Source organism: Flavobacterium chungnamense, from assembly GCF_039539165.1.
GTDB classification, from domain to species: domain Bacteria; phylum Bacteroidota; class Bacteroidia; order Flavobacteriales; family Flavobacteriaceae; genus Flavobacterium; species Flavobacterium chungnamense.
The window spans coordinates 1-23,883 of the sequence record NZ_BAABCS010000030.1; the positions used below are offsets into that span (position 1 = coordinate 1).

A 23,883-nucleotide genomic window follows, 5' to 3' on the forward strand; every position below is an offset into this window, starting at 1 on the left:
AAACCAAAATAAATCAAAAATTAACTTAGCTTAAATCGAAGTAATATAAGTTGTGTGTTTTGATTTTAAAATGAAAAAAGAGTTTTTTCACAGCCTGACGTTCCGGCGCTTGGCGAGGTTGCGAACTACGGAACTAATTATTTTCTATCAAAGATAAAATTTCTTGCGAGAAATAAACGTGTATTTACTACAAAATTCGCAATCTTGCCAAACGCTTGTTACCAGCAGTTTTATTTCAGAAATATTTTATCACTCAACTTTTTTGTTTTTTTTACATTTTCAAACAAATTCTCAAATATTGAACAATTTAATATAAAACTAGTAATTATATACTCTTTGTTGTCTTTCGTAATTATTTTTACGTATTCGAAATACCGTAATAAACTTCTATAATTACTGGTTGATAAATACAACTCAACTCTTTCTATATTTTTTGAGTCAATAATATTTTGTTTTGAGTTTTTACTAAACGTAAGAGTTTCATTTTCTGTGTCAATTTTCACAATTTTATTTCGCTCATTTGAAACATAAGTAATGTACATATAAATTATTCGTCCAATAAAGAAAATTAAAAAAGAATAAAGAACAAATAATAGAAATCCAGCAATACTTATTTTTAGGTTCTTTCCGAACTCAGATAATATTTTAATAGTTCCTATTGTACAAAGTATAAGAGAAAAAAATAAAATAAAAATTATTAATGAAAAAAATAAAAATTTCAGATTCAACAAGCTATATGTCTTTGGTTTACTCATTTTTTTAGAAATTGCTGGTAACTAGTATATAAGTCTGACGTTATCATACTAATACACCCAAAAATGGTTGTATTAGTATGACAAAGTATAGACTAATCATATTGTAAAAATATGAAAAAAATATTACAAATCATCAAATGGACTTTTTATTTGCTGAATATTTTTTGTGCTAACATGTGTGTATATTTCTGTTGTTTTACTACTACTGTGACCTAATAATTCTTGAATATATCTTAAATCGGTTCCGCTTTCTAGTAAATGAGTTGCATAACTATGACGCAACCAATGTAGTGTAACTGGTTTTTTTATAGAAGCTTTTTTTATTGATTGTTTTATTATGCTTTGTAAGCTTTTTTCTGAATAGGGTTCACCAACAATATTTCCTTCAAATAAATATTTAACAGGTTTATACATTAGATAGTAACTTCTTAATAATTCTAATATTTTTGGACTTAATGGTGCGATTCGATCTTTCTTCCCTTTTGAATTTTTAAGTAAAACAATGTTTCGTTTTGAGTCAATATGTTTAGGTTCAAGTGCCAATAATTCTCCGCTGCGCAAACCACAGCTATATATTAAACTCAACATCGTCTTGTGTTTTATATTGGTTGGCGCTTCAAGAATGGCTTTGACTTCTTCTTTACTTAAAACATTTGGTAAAGTTTTAGCCCTTTTTGGTCGATGTATTTTTTCAATATCAATTTTGGTCTCTCTAATTATTTTGAAATATAACTTTATTGCATTTACAATTTGATTTTGATATGATTCAGATAATTTTTTTTAATTATATATTCATTATTAAAAATTATAACATCTTCATTTGTAATAGATTGTATAGGCTTTTTATTGTAGAAAACTAAAAAGGATTTCAATCCGTCACAATAGGTTATTATAGTTTTTTCGCTATAACGTTTGGAGCGTAACCAAAGCGTAAACTTAGTAATTGCTTCAATTCCTTCTTCATTAATAAGTTTAGTTTCAGGAAATATTATTTGAAATTGATTTCTATATTTATCAGTATCTGGCAAATGCCAAACCCTCAAACTTTGACTCCATCGCGAACCTTCAAGTTTCTTTATTCGTTCTATTAGATCTTTATTCTTTTCAAAATAAACTGCAATTCGTTTTTCGCCGTTATGGCTTATAATTTTGGCACTCCAATTCATGGCTTATAATTTTATGATGTAAAAATAATTAAAATTTACTTAGGAGTTTATTAAGTTTTAATTATTGAAAAGTATTTAATTTTTGGTCGATAAATAGGTTGTTTTTTAAATTTAAGTTAAAAAACATCGACCAAATGCACATTTATTTGTAAATTGCAAAACTTTTAATGGCACTTTTTGGTGCTGAGAATTATATTAAACTCATGAAATTTTTCAAACTATTTATATTGTTCTTTCTGTTTTTATCTGCCCAAACTTTTGCTCAAAAAGTAATTAAACATAAGGTGAAATCGGGTGAATCAATTTATTCTATCGCCAAAAAATACGACGTAACTCAATCGGAAATCTTTGATTTGAATCCGAAATTGAAAGGCGCAGTCTTAGGTTTGAATGCTGAGGTTAAAATTCCGAATAAGAAGTTTAAAGAAAAGGAAAAGCCATCCAAAAAAGAGGTTGCTGAGAAAAAAGAAGTTGCAGACAAAATTGAGAATCTGAAACAAGATAAGGTTAAAGATGTTGAAGGTGCTTCGAAAGCTATGCATAGTGTAAAATCAAAAGAAACTTTGTACAGCATTTCTAAAAAATATGGTGTTTCTATGGAAACGTTGTGCGAATTAAATCCGGTTTTAAAAACCAGTAATCTAAAAGCTGGAATGAAATTGCAATTACCTAATATGGAAGAAGCAACGCTTCCAGAAAAAGTGGTTCAAGAGCAAAACCCAATAAAAGAAGTCGTTACAGAAACTAAAGTGGAAAATCTTGTTTCTAATGTGGATGTGGTACACAAAGTTTTGCCCAAAGAAACTTTATATGGAATTTCTAAACAAACTGGAGTTTCTATAGAAGAATTGACAAAACTAAATCCGAGTGTAGCCAATGGCTTAAAAGTAGATCAGTTTTTAATCATCAGAAAAGGAAACGGAGAACCAGCTGTAAATAAATCGGAAGTGGTTGAGGTGCAAAAGGAAATTGAAACTGCTAAACCTTTATCGGCAGCCAACTTAACTAAAGCCGAATTTTTAATAGAAAAAGCTTCAGAACATATTGGAACTCGTTATAGAAGAGGAGGAACCACCAGTGCAGGATTTGATTGCTCAGGTTTAATGTTTCATACTTTTAAAAGCATCGATATGACTTTGCCACGTTCGTCTCATGAAATGGCAGATGTTGGTGAGCGAATAAATAAATCGCAAGCCCAAAAAGGAGATTTAATCTTCTTTGCCACTTTTGGAGGCTCAAGAATAAGCCATGTTGGAATGATTACTGAAGTTTTGGAAGATGAAATTAAGTTCATTCACTCGTCAACTAGCGCTGGAGTTATGATTTCATCAACCAAAGAAGACTACTATTCAAGAAGCTTTGTTCAAATCAATAGAGTGTTGAAAGAATAATTATTCAACATTAAATTTGAAACCAATTCCGTGTAAATTTTCAATGGTGATTCCTTTTTCATTTGCTAGAATTTTACGCAATCTAGAGATGAATACATCCAAACTTCTTCCCATAAAATAATCGTCGTTGCCCCAAAGTGATTTAAGTATTTCTTCACGTTTCATAACCACATTTTTGTTGTCCAGAAATAGTTTTAATAATTCGGCTTCGCGTTGCGTTAAACTAATTTTTTCGGTATCGGTAAACACCAAATAGTTTTTGTGATCGAATTGGTATTTTCCAACAGTGTAAATCACGTTTTCTATCATAGTATTTTTCTGAGAACGCTTTAAGAAAATTTCGATTTTAAGCAACAATTCTTCTATGCTAAAGGGTTTTACTAAATAGTCATCTGCTCCAAGACGTAATCCTTTAATTCGGTCTTCTTTCAAGGTTTTAGCCGACAAAAAGATGATTGGCACATCAGCATTTAACTGACGAATTTTTTCAGCCAATTCAAAACCATCCATTTTGGGCATCATAATGTCTAAAATACAAATATCAAAAGCTTCACTTTTAAAAGCTTTAAGACACATTTCGCCATCAGTGCAATGGGTTACATCGTAGTGCATTTCTAAATTGTCTTTGGTTAGAAAGGCAAGCGTTTCGTCGTCTTCGGCGTAAAGAATTTTATATTTTGTCATTTTATGCTGAATTATTTACTTAGTTATTTAGGTATTTCAATTGAAATTGTGATTCCTTTATCGTCATTATTAGTGGCGAAAATTTTCCAATTATGTTGGGTACAGATTTTCTTTACGTAGTACAAACCAAGTCCGAAACCATTCACTTCATTACTTTTTGTACTCGGAATTCTGTAAAATTTATCAAAGATAAAATTTAAATTTTTATTAGAAACGCCAATGCCATTATCTGAAAAATCCAATTTGATTTTGTTTTTATCTTCTAAAATATTAATTGAAATCGTTGGGTTTTCTTCGCAATATTTTATAGAATTATCTAAAAGATTGTAAACGATATTGGTAAAATGAAATTCATCAGCATTAATTTTTGTAGTTTCATCAGCATTAATTTTTACAAATAAATTAGGATGTTTTAACTGCATGTTTTCAATTACATCTTTTATTATAGGTACGAGTACGATTTCCTTTTTATTCATCGTCATAGGAGCATTATCGGACTTGGCAATGTTTAATATTTGCTCAATATGACTGTTTAGTTTTTTACTTTGATTGATGATAATCTCGGTGTATTTTTCAAGTTTAGTATCTTTTTGAATGACATCTTGTTTGTTCAAATAGGTTGAAGCGAGTAGGATGGAGGATAGCGGAGTCTTAAACTCGTGCGTCATATTATTGATAAAATCGCGTTGCAATTCAGAGTATTTCTTTTGTTGGATGATAGTATAAATGGAATATACGTAAACCAATAAAATGATAATTAATGCTAAGGAAAGCACAAACCAAAAACGCAATGAGCTCAATAAATAACTAGTTTCGTCTGGAAAACGAATGGCAAAATAATACACCAAGTTTTCGTGTTTGGGAAAATAAACCGATTTTTGAATCGCTTTTTTATCTCCAAAAGAAACGTAATTGCCATAAACCATTTCATCACTTTGACAATTGTACATGGCATATTCAAAATCGGTGTTGATATTGAATTTAGTAAATTCCGATTTTAAATAATGTTCTAAAATATCGGGTTGAAAATCGTTTTCCACATTAACAATATAATAATCATTAGCGATTTTCTTTATAGGATTTTGTATAGGAAGTTCACTATTTGTACCTTGGTAAAGTTTTTTAACTACTTCTAAAAGAGCAATATGTGTGCGTTGAGAGAATTTTTTTTCTTCTAAATTGAAGGCTTCTTTTGTCCATAGTAATTGTGCTATCAATATTCCAATTGTAGCAACTAATCCGAGAACGATTATTATGTTGAGGTTTTTAGTTTTCAATATTGATGTGTTTCAAAAGGTAATATTACTAAAAAAAAGCACCAACTTTTTTCAGTTAACAAGTCATTAACAAACATTTGAAATCGATTAACAGAACTAAAATAGTTGTTGACTTATCTTTGTATTGTTCATTTATTGTGGGCTTTAAAACAAAACAAATTTAAACAAATAAAAATATGAAAATTTTAAAAATTTCAATGCTAGCTTTGACTTTAGGATTAATGTCATTTACAGTAATTTCTAAAGAAGAAACTCCAACAGTAAAAACTACGGAAGCAGGTTCTATTGCTTGGAAAAGCGAAACTATTGATGTAGGACAAATTCCACAAGGAACTCCAAAATTGATTGAATTTCAATTTAAAAACACAAGTAGTAAAGCGGTTATAATTACTAATGTAAAACCTGCATGTGGTTGTACTGCTGCCGATTATACAAAAGAATCTATTGCACCAGGAAAAACAGGATATGTAAAAGCTACCTATAATGCTGCAGCTGCGGGTTCATTTACAAAAACTGTTACCGTTACAACAAGCGCTGATGTTAATCCGAAAGTTTTAACTTTTAAAGGCAATGTAGTAGCAAAATTATAATTGATTATAAGGTTGGTTAATAACGCGAAAAACTCCTAAACTTGATTGTTTAGGAGTTTTTTATTTTGTGATTTGAGTTTTTTATCTCAATCGTTTGTCTTTTAGTTTATCTAATTTCTCTCTTCTGTTTTCGATGAACTTTTTGTACTTTTCTTTTTGCTCAGCATTTAAAAAAGTGTTTATTGTAGTATCGGTTTTTTCAGAGATTGCTTCAATTTCTTTGGCTTTATCTTCTTCAGATAATTCTTCATTTTTTACAACTGCAAAAATCTTTTTTGTACTTGTTTCAATTTCTTTGCGGATGACAATGATTTGAAGTTCATCTAATTTCAATTCTGTTTTTAACGCTTCTACAGATTTTTCAATGTTTTCTGCTCTTTCTTTTTCTATTTCTTCAGGACTTTTTTCGTAACGACCGAAATTATTAGTATTTTGAATACTTTGTTGATTTCTTGTATTCATTCCATTTCCACCAAATTGGGCTGAAGCAATAGTTAAAGATCCTAAAATAAAACTTATCGTAAAAATTGATTTTAATGTTTTCATTTTCAAATAGTTTAGAAATTCAAATTTAGCAAAAGTTTTTTAAATTATACAGGTTCACCATATAAATCATATTCTGTTGCTTCTATGATTTTTACATTTACAAATTCACCAGTTTTAACATAGAATTTAGCTGCATCAATAAGAACTTCATTATCTACATCTGGACTATCAAATTCGGTTCTTCCAACAAAATGTTCGCCTTCTTTTCTGTCGATAATACATTTAAATGTTTGACCCACCTTTTCTTGATTCAAATCCCATGAAATTTGTGATTGTAAATCCATTATTTCTTGTGCACGAGCTTTTTTTACTTCTTCAGGAACATCATCTTCTAGAACAAACGCACCAGTATTTTCTTCGTGAGAGTAAGTAAAGCATCCCAAACGTTCAAATTTCATTTCTTGAACCCAATTTCTCATGATTTCAAAATCCTCTTGAGTTTCTCCAGGATAACCAACAATAAGTGTAGTTCTAATCGTCATTCCAGGAACAGCCTCACGAAAGTCTTTTAATAATTTGGTGGTTTTTTCTTTTGTTGTACCACGTTTCATAGATTTCAAAATCCTATCAGAAATATGCTGCAACGGAATATCAATATAATTACAGATTTTTGGTTCGCGTTTCATCAATTCCAATACATCCATCGGAAAACCAGTTGGGAATGCATAATGCAGACGAATCCATTCAATTCCTTCTACTTTTACAAGGTTTTCAAGTAATTCGGCAAGGTTACGTTTTTTGTATAAATCCAATCCATAATAGGTTAAATCTTGTGCTATAAGAATTAATTCTTTCACACCATTTTTTGCTAAACCTTCAGCTTCTTTAACCAATTTTTCAATAGATTGAGAAACGTGTTTGCCACGCATAATTGGAATGGCACAAAAACTGCATGGTCTATCACATCCTTCAGCAATTTTTAAATAAGCATAGTTTTTTGGTGTTGTTGTAAGTCGTTCACCAAGTAATTCGTGCTTGTAATCGGCTCCAAGCGCTTTCAATAAAAGAGGTAATTCTGTAGTACCAAAATATTGATCTACATTGGGAATTTCCTTTTCTAAATCAGGACGGTATCTTTCAGATAAACATCCGGTAACGAATACTTTATCTACAATTCCGCGTTCTTTTTTATCAGCATATTCCAAAATAGTATTTACAGATTCTGCTTTAGCATTATCAATAAAACCACAAGTGTTTATTACTACAATATTTCCTTCTTGTTCATGCACAACATCTTTGCCACTAGCCTTCAATTGTCCCATTAAAACCTCACTATCGTAAGTGTTTTTAGAACATCCTAATGTAATGACATTGATTTTATTTTTCTTTAACGATTTGGTTCTCATACCTTAATTTAATTGGAGTGCAAAATTACAATAATTAATTTGAAGTTGTTTCAGAAACTATGAATTTCCTTCGAAGCTCAATACATAAAAAAAAACCATCCGAAAACGAATGGTTTCTTTAAATATTTTTGATAAGATTATAACTCGAATACAAAAGTAAGCGTTACATTATCAGTGATGTTTTCAATTCTTGCTGGGTCAACAAGTCCTTGAGAAAAGAATTGTAAGTTGTAATTTCTTTTGGCATGAGCATAAGCTAGGTCTACTTTGGTTGAACCAAAATTATATCCCAATCCACCAGAGTAACCTGTTAAATCGCCAATGGCATTACCATTTTTGTAAGGACTTTGTTCCCAACGGTAGCCACCTCTTAAACTTAGCTTTTTGATTTTGTATTCTGTACCAACTCTAACTTCGCTTGATGAGGTTAGTAAATTGCTCATAGCTTTGTTTTCGTTTGGATAGTCGTTTTTAGGTCTGTATTCCATTTTGTTATAATCTTTCATAGAATAATCAACACTAATCAAACCTCTTTTCCCGAAGATGTAGGCAAAGCTACCAGTCCATTTTCCTGGAGTTTGAAGTTTGTAGGGTTGAAAAATCATAGTTACGTTAGGATCTGTAACTTGTGTTGAATACAGAGTATTGTCTTGAGCGGGATTTAAACCATATCCTGAAGTTACTACTTGTTGCGATAATTCGTCAGTAAGTTTGTACCAAGTAGGTGATTCATAAGCTAAACCTAATCTTACTTCTTTGGTTGGTTTGAAAATAGTTCCAATATTGAAAGAGAAACCTGTTCCGTAAGTATAAAGTTGGTTGTTAAAACGAACTCTATCTACAGTAGAACCAATAGCATATTTTGGATTATCATTGGCTTCAAAAAAACTAGTTGATTGCTTATAATCAAGAAAATGAGAGTTTAAATTAATTCCAAACGAGAATTTATCTTTGTACTGAGTAGAAGCATTGAAGGTAAGTTTTCCATTATATCCAGTACTTTCTATAGCGTTTTCTTGGTAATAGTTGCCACCTCCAGCGATGTTAGTATAATAGTCTACATTGTTTGGATCTGCACTATTGTTTGGATCAATTATGTATGAATTATAACCAAGGTAAGCTTGTTGTTCGTTAAAATACAATTCGTCAAAATAGAAGTTATCTATGTTTCCAAAAGGGACGCCATTTGCGTAACTCAAAAAGTATTTATCAATAGAACTTCCAATGTTTGTTCCAGAAGAGAATATTGAGTTGTCTAAATTTTTAGCATTTTCATAATTTACAGCTACTGCAAATTTCTTCCAATCACTTTTGGCACTACCATTTTCAAATATGAAAGCAGCACCAGCTTGATTTAAATCGAATGAGTTGTTGTTTTCGGATGTTTTATTTCCAAAATAGTTTGAGTTATTTTTGATATTAAAATTACTTAATGTCAAACTTATTTGATTGTTAGCAAATATCACAGAACCTGCTGGGTTTACATTAAGAGAAGAAAAATCACCACCTAATGCTCCAAAAGCTCCACCCATTGCTCTAAAACGAGCCGTTCCATTCAAATCAGTTTGTCCATAACGCAAGGCATCATTAATATCCTGCGCTTGAATTGATGCGATAGCTAAAGTTGCTATCGCAATTGTAAATATCTTTTTCATAAAATTTTATACTTTTAGATTGATGATTATCTTCTACCTCCGCCAGACGATCTACCTCCACCGCCTCCACCGCCGAAACTACCACCTCCACTGCTACTTGGGCTTGGAGAGTAAGATCTTGGACTATCATAACTTCTAGTGTTCGTGTTCGTTCTAACAGGAGTTGTAGTTGGTCTAACAGTGTTGTTATCATTTCTAGTAGGACTAGTAGTAGGTCTTACACCACCTGTTTGATAATCATTTCTAGTAGTATTTGGATTTCTAACAGTAGTGTTAGTAGGTCTTACACCACCTGTTTGATAATCATTTCTTGTAGTATTTGGATTTCTAACAGAAGAATTAGTAGGTCTAACTCCTCCAAAATTTGTATTTCTTGTATTTCCTATGTTTGAAACTCTTCTGTTTCCTACAGGACTATTCATATTGTTATTGTAATTCGAATTTCTTCTTCCGTTAGAGTAGGCATAATTGTTACCATTCCAACCATTGTTCCAACCCCAACCATTTCCATACCAACCATTATTCCATCCCCATCCGTTACCATACCAATTATTCCATCCCCAACCCCAGTTAGGTCCGTACCATGAGTTCCATCCCCATCCCCAATTTGAGCCGTACCATCCGCTATTCCATCCCCAACCATTTCCATACCAATTATTCCATCCCCATCCGTTACCATACCAGTTGTTCCATCCCCAATTATTCCATCCCCAACTATTGTCATAAACATTGATTGTAATATTTTCAGGATTGTTTGAACCCCAACTAGCATAGTTTACATTGGTTTGAGTATCATTCTTTGCAATTGTGTCGTTATAAGATGAATAAGTTTCAACATCAGTAAATACTTCTTGACTTTCTTGATTCAATGAACTGAAGTACTCTTTGTAATAAGCACTGTTAGCTTTCGCTTCCTCAGTTTGTTTAGGTTTGTTGTCTGTTGAACCATAAATACCATCATTATCATAATAAGAGGTGTTTTGGTATGAGCCACAAGAAGTTGCAATCAATGCAAAAAGTCCAAATACAGAATAAATGGAGATTTTTTTGGTAAAAAAATAATTTGTTTTCATATCTATAGCATTTTTATTGTTGGACAATACAAAAATAGTTAGTTTTGCCGAACTATTTAGTTAAAATAAGTTAAACAATTTTTATGCCAAACTATTCATTATGAGTAAGAACTTAACAAAAAGAGAAGAGGATTATTCCAAATGGTATAACGAACTTGTAGTTAAAGCAGATTTAGCGGAGAACTCAGGTGTAAGAGGTTGTATGGTAATTAAGCCATACGGTTATGCAATATGGGAAAAAATGCAAGCAGAATTAGATAGAATGTTTAAAGAAACAGGACATAGTAATGCCTATTTCCCTTTATTTGTTCCCAAGAGTATGTTTGAAGCTGAAGAAAAAAATGCTGAAGGTTTTGCAAAAGAATGTGCCATTGTGACGCATTATCGTTTAAAAAATGATGAGACACGTCCAGGTAAATTAATGGTGGATCCTAATGCTAAATTGGAAGAAGAATTAATTGTTCGTCCTACAAGTGAAGCTATCATTTGGTCAACTTATAAAGGATGGGTTCAATCCTACAGAGATTTACCTTTGCTAATTAATCAATGGGCAAATGTGGTTCGTTGGGAGATGAGAACTCGTTTGTTTTTAAGAACTGCTGAATTTTTATGGCAAGAAGGTCATACAGCACATGCTACCAAAGCAGAAGCTATTGAAGAATCTGAAAAAATGATGAATGTTTATGCGGATTTTGCTCAAAATTTTATGGCTATTCCAGTGATAAAGGGTTTAAAAACTGAAACAGAACGTTTTGCAGGAGCAGAGGAGACTTATTGTATTGAAGCATTAATGCAAGATGGAAAAGCATTACAAGCAGGAACATCACATTTCTTGGGGCAAAATTTTGCCAAAGCTTTTGATGTAAAATATGCTAATCAGGAAGGAAAACAAGAATATGTTTGGGGAACCTCTTGGGGTGTATCAACACGTTTGATGGGAGCATTAGTTATGACGCATTCGGATGATAATGGATTGGTTTTGCCTCCAAATTTAGCTCCAATACAAGTTGTTATTGTTCCTATATTTAAAACTGATGAAGAGTTTGAAAAAATATCTGAAGTTGTAAATGGATTAATTTCTCAATTTAAAAAATTAAATATTTCTGTTAAATATGATAATAGAACTACTCAAAAGCCAGGATTCAAATTTGCTGAATGGGAATTAAAAGGAGTTCCAGTTAGAATTGCAGTTGGACCAAAAGATTTGGAAAACGGAACTTTTGAGGTAGCAAGAAGAGATACACTTACCAAAGAAGTTATTTCAAATGAAAGAATCGTTGATTATGTAAATGATTTATTAGAAATAATTCAAAAAGATTTATTTCAAAAAGCAATAGATTATAGAACTGCTCATATAACAGAGGTGAACTCTTTCGAAGAATTTAAAGAAGTATTAGAAAATAAAGGAGGTTTTATATCAGCGCATTGGGATGGAACACCAGAAACAGAAGAAAAAATTAAAGATTTGACTAAAGCTACCATCAGATGTATTCCTTTAGATAGAGTAGAAGAGGATGGGATATGTGTTTTTTCTGGAGTTAAATCTACTGGTAGAGTGTTGTTTGCAAAAGCATATTAAAAAATAATTAAAAAAAGTGCTTACTACTATTGCGTGAATTAAAAATAGTTGTATTTTTGCACTCGCATTACAAAATAATGTAATGGCCCGTTCGTCTATCGGTTAGGACGCATGGTTTTCATCCATGTAAGAGGGGTTCGATTCCCCTACGGGCTACAAGTTCAGTTTACTGAAATACATAATTAACGAAGGATGATATTGGCCCGTTCGTCTATCGGTTAGGACGCATGGTTTTCATCCATGTAAGAGGGGTTCGATTCCCCTACGGGCTACAAAATTAGTTGTAAATAAGTTTTGTAAAATAATAATTGGTGTCTCTGTTATTATTTTATTAGTTAAAACCAAAGTGACTTTTATATAAGTTGTGGGAGGTTTTTCTTTTTTAACTAGTAGTTTATAACAATTATTACAATTAAAAAAAGGAAAAAATGGCAAATCATAAGTCAGCTTTAAAAAGAATTAGAAGTAACGAAAAGAAAAGAGTGTTAAATAGATATCAGCACAAAACTACTCGTAATGCAATAAAAGCATTAAGATTAGCTACTGATAAATCTGATGCTTCTTCAAAATTATCTAGTGTAATCTCTATGATTGATAGACTAGCTAAGAAAAACATTATTCATGACAACAAAGCGTCAAACTTAAAATCTAAGTTAACTAAACATGTTGCAAAAATGTAATGTTTTAATTACGATAAAATAAAAAAGCTTCCAATTTGGAAGCTTTTTTTATTTAGTATTGTTACTAAAAGAGTAAAGCATTTCTTTGGTAATAGGTTTGGATAGAAAATCAATAACCATTGTGTAAGATTTAGATTTTTCTATATCTCTAGGGTCAATAGTAGAGGATAATACAATAACTTTTAAGTCTGGGAAAAAATTATGGTAATTATTTTCAGAGAATATATCAAGAAATTCCCATCCTCCCATAATAGGCATGTTTAGATCTAAAAACATTAGTTGTGGTAAAATGATATTTTTATTTTTTTCTAAATCATTTTTTAGGTTGTCAAAATATTTAATTGCATCTTCACCATTGTGTGCTGTATCTATTTGTTTAGAAAAATTTGATTTTTCAATTACTTTTTTACACAACATAAGCGTTATTGGATCGTCGTCAACACATAATATTTTATTATACATCTTTATTGTTTTTAAAAATTATTGTGAAGGTAGTGCCAACGCCAACTTTACTATCAATACTTATTGTTCCTCCCATTGATTCTACCTGAGATTTTACTAGATATAGGCCTAATCCTTTGCTGTCGGGATAGTCGTGAAATCTTTGATATAGTCCAAATACCTTGTCTTTGTTTCTTTCTAAGTCAATTCCAATTCCGTTATCCTTGAAAGTCATTATTGTTTCATTTTCCACTTTTTTTGAAGCTATAGAAATTTTTAATTGTCTATTTGGATCGCAATAACGTAACGAATTTGACATCAAATTTAATAAAATACTTTCAATATAAGATTTGTTTAAGTAAACTATTTGAGCTTTATTTAAATCCATTTTGATAATTGGTTTTTTTACTCCAATTAAAAAACTTAATTGATTAAATACACTTTCAAATACATCTTTTATGACAATGCCTTCTTTTTGAATTGAAGGACTATCTTTAATAATAATAACATTTACTAAATCATTTATGGTTTCGTTAAGTTGGTGTGTAGATTTAGAAAAGCCGCTTATAATTTCTTTTAATTCTTGATTTTCAATAGGAATATCCTCAACAAGATTTAAAAGCCCAGTTAGATTAGAGAGCGGAGCTCTAAGATTATGCGAAGTAATGTATGAAAACTGCTTAAGATCTTTGTTGTTTTGAGTAAGTTCGCTAATTAAATGTTCACGCTCTTTTTCTCGTTCTTTTTCGTCGGAAATATCTCTTTGTATTGAAATCCAGTGAGAATGTTGATTGTCTTTGTTAGTAATAGGAATCATTGTAAGATTTACCCAATACTGCTCGCCATTTTTTCTTTTATTTAGTGCTTCAAAAGTAAATTCTTCTTTCTTTTTGATGACTTCGGCTAATTTTTTTATATCATTCCTAACACTAAATTTATTCATCAAAATAGTAGCATTTTTTCCAATTACTTCTTTTGATTTATATCCTGTCATTTTTGAAAATGCAGGATTGACAAAAACAATTTTTGGTAGTTCTATTTCTGTATTGCTCGTTTCAGTAATAATTACTGTGTCTTTTGTTTGAGTGATTACAGTTTCTAAAAGCTTTAATCTTTGTTCTTCTTCTTTCTGTTTTGTAATGTCTTGAATTGCTCCTATCATACGAATTACATTTCGATCATCGTCCATTACTAAAAAACCTCTGTCGAAAACATATTTATATGTTCCATCAGCACACATAAATCTATAGTAATCTTGCCATTTTTCAGTTTTTTGTTCAATGAATGAATATAGCTTTACGGACATTTTTAAGCTGTCTTCAGGATGAATTTTTTCAAACCACCATTGAAGATTTTCTCCAACGTCTTCTTTTTTATATCCAAAAATACCTTGTATACCTTTGTTCCAAATGAAGCCACCAGTTTTAATATCCCAATCCCAAATTGTGTCACTTGTTGCTTTTGCAACAATATCATATTTTTCGTTTGATTCGTATAGTTCTTTGTTGATTCTCTTTAGGTTAGTTATTGAATCATTGTTTTTCTTGTCATTTAATCTAATAATTGTAATTAGTGCTATTGGTGAGCCAATTATTATTAAGATACAAATACTGAGACTGTAGTATAATTGATTATTGATAGAAATGAAGTTTACAATATAGTAGTGGCTTAATAAAGCCAAAATGAGAATAATTAGAAAATAAATTACTATACTCTTGTAAAAAAAACTTTTCATCACTCAAAAATAAAAAAAAAATGATGAAACCATCTTTTTTATTAAAAAAATAATCATTTTTTTAATCTTTCAAGTAATAATAGTTATTAAAATGTAAACTCTTGTTAGTAAGGTTTTTTATATCAAAATAAAGTGTACCTTTGCACCTCCTAAAAAAATCAGATGGAATCTATTAGAAACATTGCAATTATTGCTCACGTTGACCATGGTAAAACTACTTTGGTTGATAAAATTATGTACCATTGTCAACTTTTTCGTGAAAATGAAAATACAGGTGACTTAATTCTTGATAACAACGATTTAGAACGTGAAAGAGGTATTACAATTACTTCAAAAAACGTTTCTGTTTCGTATAAAGGAACAAAAATCAACATTATTGATACTCCAGGGCACGCCGATTTTGGTGGAGAAGTGGAACGTGTATTAAATATGGCTGACGGAGTTTGTCTTTTAGTTGATGCCTTTGAAGGTCCTATGCCTCAAACTCGCTTCGTATTGCAAAAAGCAATTGATTTAGGCTTAAAGCCTTGTGTAGTTATCAATAAAGTTGATAAAGAAAATTGTACACCTGAAGAAGTGCATGAAAAAGTTTTCGATTTGATGTTTGAATTGGGTGCAGAAGAATGGCAGTTGGATTTTCCTACGGTTTATGGTTCAGCTAAAAATAACTGGATGTCTGATCATTGGGAAAATATGACAGATAATATTGAGCCTTTATTAGATATGGTAGTAGAACATGTTCCTGCACCAAAAGTTTCTGAAGGAACACCACAAATGTTAATAACTTCTTTAGATTTCTCTTCATTTACAGGTCGTATTGCGATAGGTAGATTAGAAAGAGGTGTTTTAAGAGAGGGAATGCCAATTTCTTTAGTAAAAAGAGATGGTTCTGTAATGAAATCGAGAATTAAAGAATTGCATACTTTTGAAGGTTTAGGTCGTAAAAAAGTGCAGGAAGTTATAGCTGGTGATATTTGTGCAATTGTTGGTGTTGAAGGTTTTGAAATTGGTGATACTATTGCTGATTTTGAAAACCCAGAAGCATTACAAACTATTGCTATTGATGAGCCTACAATGAGTATGTTGTTTACAATTAACGATTCGCCTTTCTTTGGTAAAGAAGGTAAATTTGTTACTTCAAGACACATTAGAGATAGATTGACAAAAGAATTAGAGAAAAACCTTGCAATGCGTATGGGTGAAACTGATTCTGCTGATAAATTTATGGTTTTTGGTCGTGGAGTACTTCACTTATCGGTTCTTATTGAAACAATGAGAAGAGAAGGTTACGAATTACAAATTGGTCAACCACAAGTTATTATCAAAGAAATTGATGGTAAAAAATGTGAGCCTATTGAAGAGTTAACAATCGATTTACCAGAAAATCTTTCAGGAAGAGCTGTGGAATTTGTTTCTATCCGTAAGGGAGAAATGTTATCTATGGAGGGTAAAGGTGAACGTATGATTGTTAAATTTAATATTCCATCTCGTGGAATTATCGGTTTGAGAAATCAATTGCTTACTGCTACTGCTGGTGAGGCAATCATGTCGCACCGTTATATAGGTTACGAACCATTCAAAGGAGAGATTCCTGGAAGAAATAATGGTTCATTAATTTCTATGGAAAACGGAAAAGCAATTCCTTATTCTATCGATAAATTGCAAGATCGTGGTAAATTCTTCGTAAATCCTAATGATGAAATTTATGAAGGACAAGTAATTGGAGAAAATTCTCGTAGTGATGATATGTGTATTAACGTAACAAAAGCTAAGAAACAATCAAACGTTCGTTCATCTGGAAATGATGAAAAAGCTAGAATTATTCCACCAATTATTTTCTCATTAGAGGAAGCTTTAGAATACATTCAAAAAGATGAATATGTTGAGGTTACTCCAAAAACTATTCGTTTGAGAAAAATTTATTTAACTGAAAATGATAGAAAAAGATTTAAAATCTAATTCTTCAAATTTGAATAAAAAAAACCATCAGTGAAAGCTGATGGTTTTTTTATGGAGTTAACTTTATGATTATCTTTTGAGAGCGAAGTGTCCTTTTGCATTTCTACCATCATCAAAAGTAATATTATACCAGTAATCATCTGAAGGTGCTAAATTACCATTAAAAGTACCGTCCCAACCTTGACCAATTGCCGATATTTGTTTTACTAATTTACCATATCGATCATAAATGTGGATGATAGAGTTTGTATAGAATTGCTCATTTGCGCCTTTAATATTCCAGGTGTCGTTAAAACCATCTCCATTTGGAGTAAAATATTGTGGAACCCCTAAAACAGATATTAATTGTTCTGAAATACCACATCCATTTAAGTCTTTTACATATATTGTATGAAAGCCCATTGGTACATTGGTAAAAATATTCGAATCTTGATATGGGCCATAAGGTTCTTGAATACTGTAAACATAATCGCCATTTCCAGATACAATTACCTCGACAGAATTATTTTCAGATAAATCAATAATATTGATATTATCAATTGTTGCAATTACTGAAGTGGTAACTTCAATTGTTCTAGTTTTTGGGCAACTAAATGAATTGGTAACAACAACTGAATAGGTTCCACCAGTATTAACAGTTATTGAGTAATTTGTTTCACCTGCAAGTAAATTTCCTTCTAAATACCATTGATATGTATAAGCGCTAATTGGTGTTGCATCTGTAATTCCAGCATCTAATGTTACTGTAAAAGTTGGAAGATTGGTACAAACAAGTTGATTTGCCCAACCATTTTGATTGATATCAATATTTGGAGTTGGATTTACAATAAAATTTAAAATTGTAGAAACCGGGCAACTAGGGTTTAAAGGATTTGTTAATGTTAGGGTTACATTTTGAGTTCCTGTAGTAAATGTTGGAGGTAAAGAAGTTACAATAGTTCCATCTTGTAAAGTGAAACTGATATCAAAACCTGTTTGTCCTTGCAAAATTGTTGGAAGTATGTTTGTTGTGTCAAAATTTAATAACCCATCTTGGTCAGCAGGATCGGTTTCATCATCACAAAAAGTTAATTGATTTGGTAATAGTGGAAAAATCTGTGGTAAATCATCAACTATAAACTGAATTGTTTTCTCGTAATAACATGGGCCATCTGTTGCTAATGAAGGATTATTCGTTAATCTTACTGTAATAGTTTGAGAAGTATTTACAGTAAAAGGATTTGTCATAGCAAATGGAACTCCTAAATTGTCATAGTAGGTTACGTCAATATTTGTTTGACCTTGAAGAATATCGTTCTCAAGAGTAGAAGTATTGAATCCGTAAATTCCATCATGGTCATCATCACAATGACGAATAACATTGTTTACGCCAACTGTATTGAAAACAGGAGTTGGTTCAACGATAACATTAAAAGTTTTGAAACCATAACATCCGTTATTAATATTGCTGTCAACACGAACCCAAATGGTTTGTGAATTTGGATAGCCAATATTTCTATAATTTGAAATATTTGTTATAGCTAATGAATTACCATTACTATCATTTTCAGCATTAAAATCGGCCTGATTTTTATAAAATTTTATTGTAAAATCAGAGGTAGGAGTAGGTAATTGTGCTAAAGTGTTGTTGTAAATTTGCGTTAAGTCAAATGTTGCAATTCCATCATATTCGTTATTGGTTGCATTAATATAATCATCACATTTTACTTGATTAGGTATGATAAAACTAGCTGGTAATTGTGGTGTAGACACTATCAAATCTAATCTTGCAACACTGAAACAGTTATTTGCATTTTGAACTCTTACCCACACGGATGTATTAGCTGTTGTAAATGCTATGGGGCTTGAAATTAAAAATGCAGTATCGTTGGTTTGAGCAGCAGTTTGATTTGTGAAAAACGTAAAAGTTTCATTCGCTGAATTAGTAGAAATAAATGTATTTTTTTCAGTTAAATTGAAGGTAGAAATACCATCAGTATTATCATCACATTGAATTAATGATAATGGAGAAACCACAACAGGTAAAGCATAAATTGATAAAGAAGCCTCACCAGAAATCAAACCGCAAGAGTTTCCTGTTCTATTAAGAACTACTCTATATTTGTTTACTGCCATTGATGAAGCAATGTTATTTACAGCTAAAACGTCTGTTGTTGCTCCAGCATAATTTGTATTGTTTGTAATATTTGTCCAAGTCAAACCATTATCTGATGATACTTGCCATTGATAAGTAGTTATTGGTGTTGAAGTTATTAACGTAAATGTTGTGCCTTGCAATTCACATGAAAATTGATTTGCAGGTTGTGTAGTAATTACAATTGGAGCAGGTGTGAAAAAATTAGAATTTGGGTTAACATAACCGGTTCCGCTTGTTACCACTCCATTGTTTGGATTTACTGTTGGAGGAGTTGTATTTCCCAAAATTCCATCATTGTTTCCATCTGTATATCCTGCTTCAATAACATCATCACAACCATCACCATCACTATCTAAATCTAAGTAATTATTTAGAGAATCACTATCAGTATTAGCGATGGTATTTGAAATAATTCCGCTATCTGGAGTTGTTTCTAAAGAGTCTAACCATCCATTGATGCCAAAATTAGTTCCATCAATCATGCCATTAGAATTAGCATCTGTTAAAGTATATCCTGACTCATTTAAATCGTAAATTCCATCATTGTCAGAATCTAAATCAAGATAATCTACTATACCATCATTATCAAAATCAACTGGTGTTAATCCAGTGTTGTAAGCATCATCAATTCCGTCATTATTAGCATCAATATTTGATACAGCTACAAAAGAAGCGCCTTGTACCTCTATGTAATCAGGAATACCATCATTATCACTATCATAATCAAATTGGTCAAAAACGCCATCACCATCATAGTCTTTAGGTACACAAGTAGCTATGATTTTGAATGTTGATTTGTTAGGTAAAGCATCCGATAAATTTCTATGTGAAAAACTAATAGAAGTTGCTTGACTGGTCATGAATCGGAATGTTCCAGTACCAGCTGCAAGTGGAGTAGTGCTGTTTACTCTAAATCGAATTTCGAAAGAAGAATATTCTGTAACACCACTTTCAAAAATTCCGTCATAGTTAGTATCGATTAATAATTGATTTGTTGGATTTAGAACAGTTATTGTTTTATTTATTGGTGAATTAATAATAAATTCAGCATTCGCATCTAATAAATCAGTTGAATTTGCTGTTGTAACATATTCAATTCCTAATGATATTGGTTGAGGAAAAGTAAGTTGATATTTAACAGTATTTGTCTTTCCTGGTGGAATTTCTGTGACAAAACTTCCGTCAGCATTGCCAATAAATGGTGTTGCACTTGCTGTTGTAGAAGTTGAAATTACACCTGTAAATGAATTTGAATAAGTTCCAACAGCAACAATTCCTGCAAGTGGATTTGCTAATGAGATATTTTGATTTCCAAAGGATTCGTCACAATTTGTAATTCCATCACCATCATAATCTTGGTCGATATTGTCGTTAGCATTATCACTATCAGAATTTGTAGAACAAGTACTTACTGGAATTTCGTCAGAAAATAAATCAATTCCACATTCTGTTAATGTTGCTTTTACTTTGTAATATCCTGGTTGTAGAGGAGTGTATGAGCTATTTGTAGCTCCACTTATTGCTACTCCATTGAAATACCATTGAAATACATCAAAACCACTTAATGAACTTATTTCTAAATTTACATCTGGAATACAATTGGAACTACTTCCTGCCACTGGTTGAAAAACTACTTCTGGTTTAAAAGTAAATCCTGAGTAGAATCCGCCATAGGTTGCTGCACCACTTGAACCATAATAGGATAAATATACTTGCTCTGATGAAAATACTGATACATTACCATTAAGACCCTCAAAAGTATAAGTTACATAATCGACATTACCTGTTACTGCAAATGGACCATTTACATTTATGCTTCCTGGTAAACTTGTTAAAGTATAACTTGTACCATTAATTATAAAGTTTAACGTAGCTCCAGTTTTAGTTACTAAACAAACTGTTCCTGCAAAATTGGATAAGTTTCCTACTTCATTAATGAAAGGAATATTATTTATAGTTTTTGGTGTTTGACAACTTAGTGGTGGTAAAAAGTGCATGTTTTGATTGGCTTGACTTGTAGAACCACCAATTCCTTGATAAGCAAAAACATTCTTTGAAGTATTTACATATAAATTACCATTAGCAGAAAACTGAGAACCATCTAAAGCCAAGTATTCTCCAGCATTTAAGTTAGCAATAGGTAAATTTATTCCGTTTGTAAATACTTCGGTGTTGTCTTCATGAGCAACAATTAAAGGTCTTTCTGTTACATCTACTCCTGATCCTTTAATGAAAATATATTCTTGTCCAGTTCTTTCTGCAGAAACAATTTGGTCAAAGCCTAAATCTAAATTACTTGTAGAACCATTACTTCCTGCAAAAGAACCGCAATTTACTGCAATGGGTTTATTAGAGTTCACCAACATACCAATCAAGCCATCTCTATTTGGATCAGATGGACCTTTAACGGCAATAACATAACTATCACCAGCATTAAGAGTAACATTTGCAGGTGTATTTCCTGCAGCTGCATTATTTAAAAGTGTTACACCTGTTTTGATATCATCAAATGTAATTGTAGTATTATTTTCTGTAGCGAGTACAGAAGCAAAGGTGAAATAATTTTCAGTAGATGTTGGAGCACCAGTATTAATGAAACCACCTATTCTAAAGTTTGTTCCTAAAGCCGCACTACCTTTGGCGACAAGTCCACCTGCATGAAGATTACTCTGTGCTGTTAACCTTACAGTAACATAAATTAAATCTTGTGCTTGAACGATAAAACCTTTATTGTTTTTAACAACACTCACATCAATTTCATTAGTTAGAAGTTGAGTATCTGTTCCAAAACCAATTGAATATACATATGGAGTGTCTCTACTTACAGTTCCATTTATTGTTGTACCACCAATTTCTTGAATTTGAAAGTTGATAGGAACCAAACTTGGACTAGAAATATATAGATATTGGTTCAATGGCTCTACAGAATCTGTATGAGACAATGGTGGAATGTAATGCGTCTTGCTAAACTGCGAAAAACAATTAGCTGATAATAAAACAGTTAGTAAGTATAGTAAAACTCTCTTTTTCATTTGATAAAAATAGCAAATATATTAGAGTTAATCTAAAGAACTTATATTTTTTTAACATTCTTATATAGACTATAAATCTCTTCTTTTTAAAAGATAATAAGAGGATGAAATGAAAATGGCTGTCCAAGCAAGTACAATAAGAATTGAATACCAATGTACATCATAATCTTTCAAGTTTGCTGCACCACCAATAGTTGTCTCAATATTTTTGATAACTGATAGCTTTGTAAATGGTTCAACTATAAGATTACTCATGGATTCTAAAGGTAGAAATTGAGTAATATTTTTATCAAAATCACTATCTGGAAAAACTTTAAAATTCAAAATTCCGATAATTATACCTTCAATAATATTCCATACGAATAAGAATCCTAGTGCGAAAGCAGAGCGTTTTATTAAAATTCCAATAAACAAACAGAAAGAGAAAAATCCAGTTAGTTTTATAAAATAAGCTAAAAGATATTCCATTTCAGAAAAGATTATTCCAACCTCATTGTAGGATGAAAATGATAATCCAAGAATAAGTGATAGTATAAAAATGAACAATGTAGATACTCCAGCAAATACTACAACGGTTAAGAATTTTGATGTTACAAATTCTTTTTTACTCATTCCATCGATTAAGTTTTGTTTTAAAGTACCATAACTATATTCGTTTGCCATCATCGATACAATAACAACCGCAAGGAAGAATTTTAAAATAGCTGCAATATAGGTGTTAAAGTGCCAAATGTATGGAAAATTGAATATTCCTTGTTCAGCAATATGAAGTTGAAAATTACCAATATTAATTTTTATTGAGGCAATTAAAGCTATAAAAGTTAGCAAAATAAAGTAGCTTAAAGTTAAAATTTTACTTGCTTTATTTTTCCAGATTTTTTGTAATTCTATTGAGAGTAATCGTTTCATTTTTGTGTAGATTATTTGCCTGTTAATTGAAGAAATTGTGCTTCTAAACTGTTTTTACGTTTAGCTAAATGGTTTAAGTAAATTGATTTCTCAACCAAAAATTTATTTAATTCTGAAGGATCAATATTGGTATTAGAATAAATTAAAACTTTACCTTCTTCTTCAACTATTTTGGTAATATTAGGATGATTTTGAAGCGCAGCAATCAATGATTTATTGTCATTGGCTTGAAGTTCGATAAAACCATTATTAGTAGACATTCCTTCAACAGTTCCAGAGTAAAGAATTTCGCCTTTTCTTAAAACCAATACATGTGAACATACTTTTTCAACTTCATCCAATAGGTGAGAAGCCAATAAAATTGTAGTTCCTTGTGAAGCAATTAATCTTATGATATCTCTAATTTGATGAATTCCTTGTGGATCTAAACCATTGGTTGGCTCGTCTAAAATAAGAATTTCAGGATCGTTAAGTAAAGCAGATGCAATGGCCAAACGTTGTTTCATTCCAAGTGAGAAAGTGTTGAACTTGCTGTCTTTTCTGTCATACAATCCAACAACTTCTAGTTTTTCTTGGACTTTATTGTAGCTGATGCCTTTTATTTTGCAAACCAATTCAAGGTTTTCTTTTGCAGTCATGTAAGGATAGAAATTTGGGCGTTCAATGATAGCACCAACTTTTTTCAAAGCTTCATGTGTTTGCAATGTGCCTCCAAACCAAGAATACTCTCCTGAGGTTTTATTGACAACATTCAATACGATACCAAGAGTGGTAGATTTTCCACTTCCGTTTGGTCCTAAAATGCCATAGACATTTCCTTTTTGAATTTCTAGTGAAACGTTTTTAACAGCTTGTAGTTTGCCATAACGTTTGTGAAGATTTTTAATGCTTAGAATTGTTTCCAAAATAATTTGTTGTTTGGTTTAAG

General features: G+C 31.2%; 19 protein-coding genes and 2 tRNA genes. 7 read left to right on the plus strand and 14 right to left on the minus strand.

What is annotated here, in order from left to right:
* Window positions 1-230: 230 nt before the first annotated feature.
* The 3 genes from ABD771_RS14345 to ABD771_RS13590 all read right to left on the minus strand — a co-directional run bounded on the left by ABD771_RS14345 (window position 231) and on the right by ABD771_RS13590 (window position 1,921).
* The gene (locus tag ABD771_RS14345) at window positions 231-755 is read right to left on the minus strand and encodes a PH domain-containing protein (RefSeq protein ID WP_486320583.1); all 525 of its coding nucleotides are present in this window, start codon (window positions 753-755) and stop codon (window positions 231-233) included.
* Between the two features lie 123 nt (window positions 756-878).
* Window positions 879-1,505: a tyrosine-type recombinase/integrase gene (locus ABD771_RS13585; protein ID WP_345095591.1), complete on the minus strand. Its 627-nt coding sequence runs from the start codon at window positions 1,503-1,505 to the stop codon at window positions 879-881.
* A complete protein-coding gene (locus tag ABD771_RS13590; protein ID WP_345095516.1) occupies window positions 1,499-1,921 on the minus strand; it encodes a phage integrase N-terminal SAM-like domain-containing protein in 423 nt (140 codons plus the stop codon). Before ABD771_RS13590 ends, ABD771_RS13585 begins: the two co-directional genes overlap by 7 nt.
* Before the next feature lie 203 nt (window positions 1,922-2,124).
* Between ABD771_RS13590 and ABD771_RS13595 the strand changes: the two genes are divergently transcribed.
* Window positions 2,125-3,312, plus strand: a complete 1,188-nt coding sequence (locus ABD771_RS13595; protein ID WP_345095519.1) for a C40 family peptidase — start codon at window positions 2,125-2,127, stop codon at window positions 3,310-3,312.
* Here the strand turns inward: ABD771_RS13595 and ABD771_RS13600 are convergent, their stop codons facing one another.
* Together ABD771_RS13600 and ABD771_RS13605 are read right to left on the minus strand one after the other, a co-directional pair.
* Complete coding sequence (locus tag ABD771_RS13600) at window positions 3,313-3,996, minus strand: response regulator transcription factor (RefSeq protein ID WP_345095522.1); 684 nt, start codon at window positions 3,994-3,996, stop codon at window positions 3,313-3,315.
* 23 nt (window positions 3,997-4,019) lie between these two features.
* Window positions 4,020-5,273 carry a sensor histidine kinase gene (locus ABD771_RS13605; RefSeq protein WP_345095525.1) on the minus strand — a complete coding sequence of 418 codons (1,254 nt, stop codon included), beginning with the start codon at window positions 5,271-5,273 and terminating at the stop codon, window positions 4,020-4,022.
* Window positions 5,274-5,449: 176 nt separating this feature from the next.
* On the opposite strand from ABD771_RS13605, the gene ABD771_RS13610 reads away from it, so the two are divergent.
* Complete coding sequence (locus ABD771_RS13610; RefSeq protein ID WP_345095529.1) at window positions 5,450-5,863, plus strand: DUF1573 domain-containing protein; 414 nt, start codon at window positions 5,450-5,452, stop codon at window positions 5,861-5,863.
* An 81-nt stretch (window positions 5,864-5,944) separates the two neighbouring features.
* Here ABD771_RS13610 and ABD771_RS13615 read toward each other — a convergent pair whose 3' ends face one another.
* The 4 genes from ABD771_RS13615 to ABD771_RS13630 all read right to left on the minus strand — a co-directional run bounded on the left by ABD771_RS13615 (window position 5,945) and on the right by ABD771_RS13630 (window position 10,483).
* Window positions 5,945-6,409 carry a hypothetical protein gene (locus tag ABD771_RS13615; protein WP_345095531.1) on the minus strand — a complete coding sequence of 155 codons (465 nt, stop codon included), beginning with the start codon at window positions 6,407-6,409 and terminating at the stop codon, window positions 5,945-5,947.
* Between the two features lie 44 nt (window positions 6,410-6,453).
* Window positions 6,454-7,755: a 30S ribosomal protein S12 methylthiotransferase RimO gene (rimO, locus tag ABD771_RS13620; RefSeq protein WP_345095533.1), complete on the minus strand. Its 1,302-nt coding sequence runs from the start codon at window positions 7,753-7,755 to the stop codon at window positions 6,454-6,456.
* A gap of 137 nt (window positions 7,756-7,892) precedes the next feature.
* Window positions 7,893-9,410, minus strand: a complete 1,518-nt coding sequence (locus ABD771_RS13625) for an OmpP1/FadL family transporter (RefSeq protein WP_345095535.1) — start codon at window positions 9,408-9,410, stop codon at window positions 7,893-7,895.
* 26 nt (window positions 9,411-9,436) lie between these two features.
* Entirely contained in the window at window positions 9,437-10,483 is a 1,047-nt protein-coding gene (locus ABD771_RS13630) for a hypothetical protein (RefSeq protein WP_345095538.1), read from the minus strand.
* A 100-nt stretch (window positions 10,484-10,583) separates the two neighbouring features.
* Between ABD771_RS13630 and proS the strand changes: the two genes are divergently transcribed.
* From proS to rpsT, 4 genes are all read left to right on the plus strand, one after another.
* On the plus strand, window positions 10,584-12,062 hold the full coding sequence (gene proS, locus ABD771_RS13635) for a proline--tRNA ligase (protein ID WP_345095540.1): 1,479 nt from the start codon (window positions 10,584-10,586) through the stop codon (window positions 12,060-12,062).
* 84 nt (window positions 12,063-12,146) lie between these two features.
* Window positions 12,147-12,218, plus strand: a tRNA-Glu gene (locus ABD771_RS13640).
* 44 nt (window positions 12,219-12,262) lie between these two features.
* Window positions 12,263-12,334 (plus strand) — tRNA-Glu (locus ABD771_RS13645).
* A 156-nt stretch (window positions 12,335-12,490) separates the two neighbouring features.
* Entirely contained in the window at window positions 12,491-12,742 is a 252-nt protein-coding gene (rpsT, locus tag ABD771_RS13650) for a 30S ribosomal protein S20 (protein ID WP_345095543.1), read from the plus strand.
* A 48-nt stretch (window positions 12,743-12,790) separates the two neighbouring features.
* On the opposite strand, the gene ABD771_RS13655 is transcribed toward rpsT, so the two are convergent.
* Window positions 12,791-13,204 carry a response regulator gene (locus ABD771_RS13655; protein WP_345095545.1) on the minus strand — a complete coding sequence of 138 codons (414 nt, stop codon included), beginning with the start codon at window positions 13,202-13,204 and terminating at the stop codon, window positions 12,791-12,793.
* Complete coding sequence (locus ABD771_RS13660) at window positions 13,197-14,864, minus strand: PAS domain-containing sensor histidine kinase (RefSeq protein ID WP_345095547.1); 1,668 nt, start codon at window positions 14,862-14,864, stop codon at window positions 13,197-13,199. The genes ABD771_RS13655 and ABD771_RS13660 overlap by 8 nt, the downstream gene beginning before the upstream one ends.
* A gap of 216 nt (window positions 14,865-15,080) precedes the next feature.
* On the opposite strand from ABD771_RS13660, the gene typA reads away from it, so the two are divergent.
* Window positions 15,081-16,877 (plus strand): translational GTPase TypA, encoded by a 1,797-nt coding sequence (gene typA / locus ABD771_RS13665; RefSeq protein WP_345095549.1) that lies wholly within the window; start codon window positions 15,081-15,083, stop codon window positions 16,875-16,877.
* A 69-nt stretch (window positions 16,878-16,946) separates the two neighbouring features.
* Here the strand turns inward: typA and ABD771_RS13670 are convergent, their stop codons facing one another.
* The 3 genes from ABD771_RS13670 to ABD771_RS13680 form a co-directional block, all read right to left on the minus strand.
* A complete protein-coding gene (locus ABD771_RS13670) occupies window positions 16,947-22,046 on the minus strand; it encodes a T9SS type B sorting domain-containing protein (protein WP_345095551.1) in 5,100 nt (1,699 codons plus the stop codon).
* A gap of 69 nt (window positions 22,047-22,115) precedes the next feature.
* Window positions 22,116-22,955 carry an ABC transporter permease gene (locus tag ABD771_RS13675; protein WP_345095553.1) on the minus strand — a complete coding sequence of 280 codons (840 nt, stop codon included), beginning with the start codon at window positions 22,953-22,955 and terminating at the stop codon, window positions 22,116-22,118.
* Window positions 22,956-22,966: 11 nt separating this feature from the next.
* Window positions 22,967-23,860: an ABC transporter ATP-binding protein gene (locus ABD771_RS13680; protein ID WP_345095555.1), complete on the minus strand. Its 894-nt coding sequence runs from the start codon at window positions 23,858-23,860 to the stop codon at window positions 22,967-22,969.
* Between the last annotated feature and the right edge of the window lie 23 nt (window positions 23,861-23,883).

Bases quoted from the DNA above. Each gene is read 5' to 3' on its own strand.
- ABD771_RS14345 (WP_486320583.1), bottom strand. From the start codon at position 755: ATGAGTAAACCAAAGACATATAGCTTGTTGAATCTGAAATTTTTATTT.
- ABD771_RS13590 (WP_345095516.1), bottom strand. From the start codon at position 1,921: ATGAATTGGAGTGCCAAAATTATAAGCCATAACGGCGAAAAACGAATT.
- ABD771_RS13595 (WP_345095519.1), top strand. From the start codon at position 2,125: ATGAAATTTTTCAAACTATTTATATTGTTCTTTCTGTTTTTATCTGCC.
- ABD771_RS13600 (WP_345095522.1), bottom strand. From the start codon at position 3,996: ATGACAAAATATAAAATTCTTTACGCCGAAGACGACGAAACGCTTGCC.
- ABD771_RS13610 (WP_345095529.1), top strand. From the start codon at position 5,450: ATGAAAATTTTAAAAATTTCAATGCTAGCTTTGACTTTAGGATTAATG.
- ABD771_RS13615 (WP_345095531.1), bottom strand. From the start codon at position 6,409: ATGAAAACATTAAAATCAATTTTTACGATAAGTTTTATTTTAGGATCT.
- rimO (WP_345095533.1), bottom strand. From the start codon at position 7,755: ATGAGAACCAAATCGTTAAAGAAAAATAAAATCAATGTCATTACATTA.
- ABD771_RS13625 (WP_345095535.1), bottom strand. From the start codon at position 9,410: ATGAAAAAGATATTTACAATTGCGATAGCAACTTTAGCTATCGCATCA.
- ABD771_RS13630 (WP_345095538.1), bottom strand. From the start codon at position 10,483: ATGAAAACAAATTATTTTTTTACCAAAAAAATCTCCATTTATTCTGTA.
- proS (WP_345095540.1), top strand. From the start codon at position 10,584: ATGAGTAAGAACTTAACAAAAAGAGAAGAGGATTATTCCAAATGGTAT.
- rpsT (WP_345095543.1), top strand. From the start codon at position 12,491: ATGGCAAATCATAAGTCAGCTTTAAAAAGAATTAGAAGTAACGAAAAG.
- ABD771_RS13655 (WP_345095545.1), bottom strand. From the start codon at position 13,204: ATGTATAATAAAATATTATGTGTTGACGACGATCCAATAACGCTTATG.
- typA (WP_345095549.1), top strand. From the start codon at position 15,081: ATGGAATCTATTAGAAACATTGCAATTATTGCTCACGTTGACCATGGT.
- ABD771_RS13670 (WP_345095551.1), bottom strand. From the start codon at position 22,046: ATGAAAAAGAGAGTTTTACTATACTTACTAACTGTTTTATTATCAGCT.
- ABD771_RS13675 (WP_345095553.1), bottom strand. From the start codon at position 22,955: ATGAAACGATTACTCTCAATAGAATTACAAAAAATCTGGAAAAATAAA.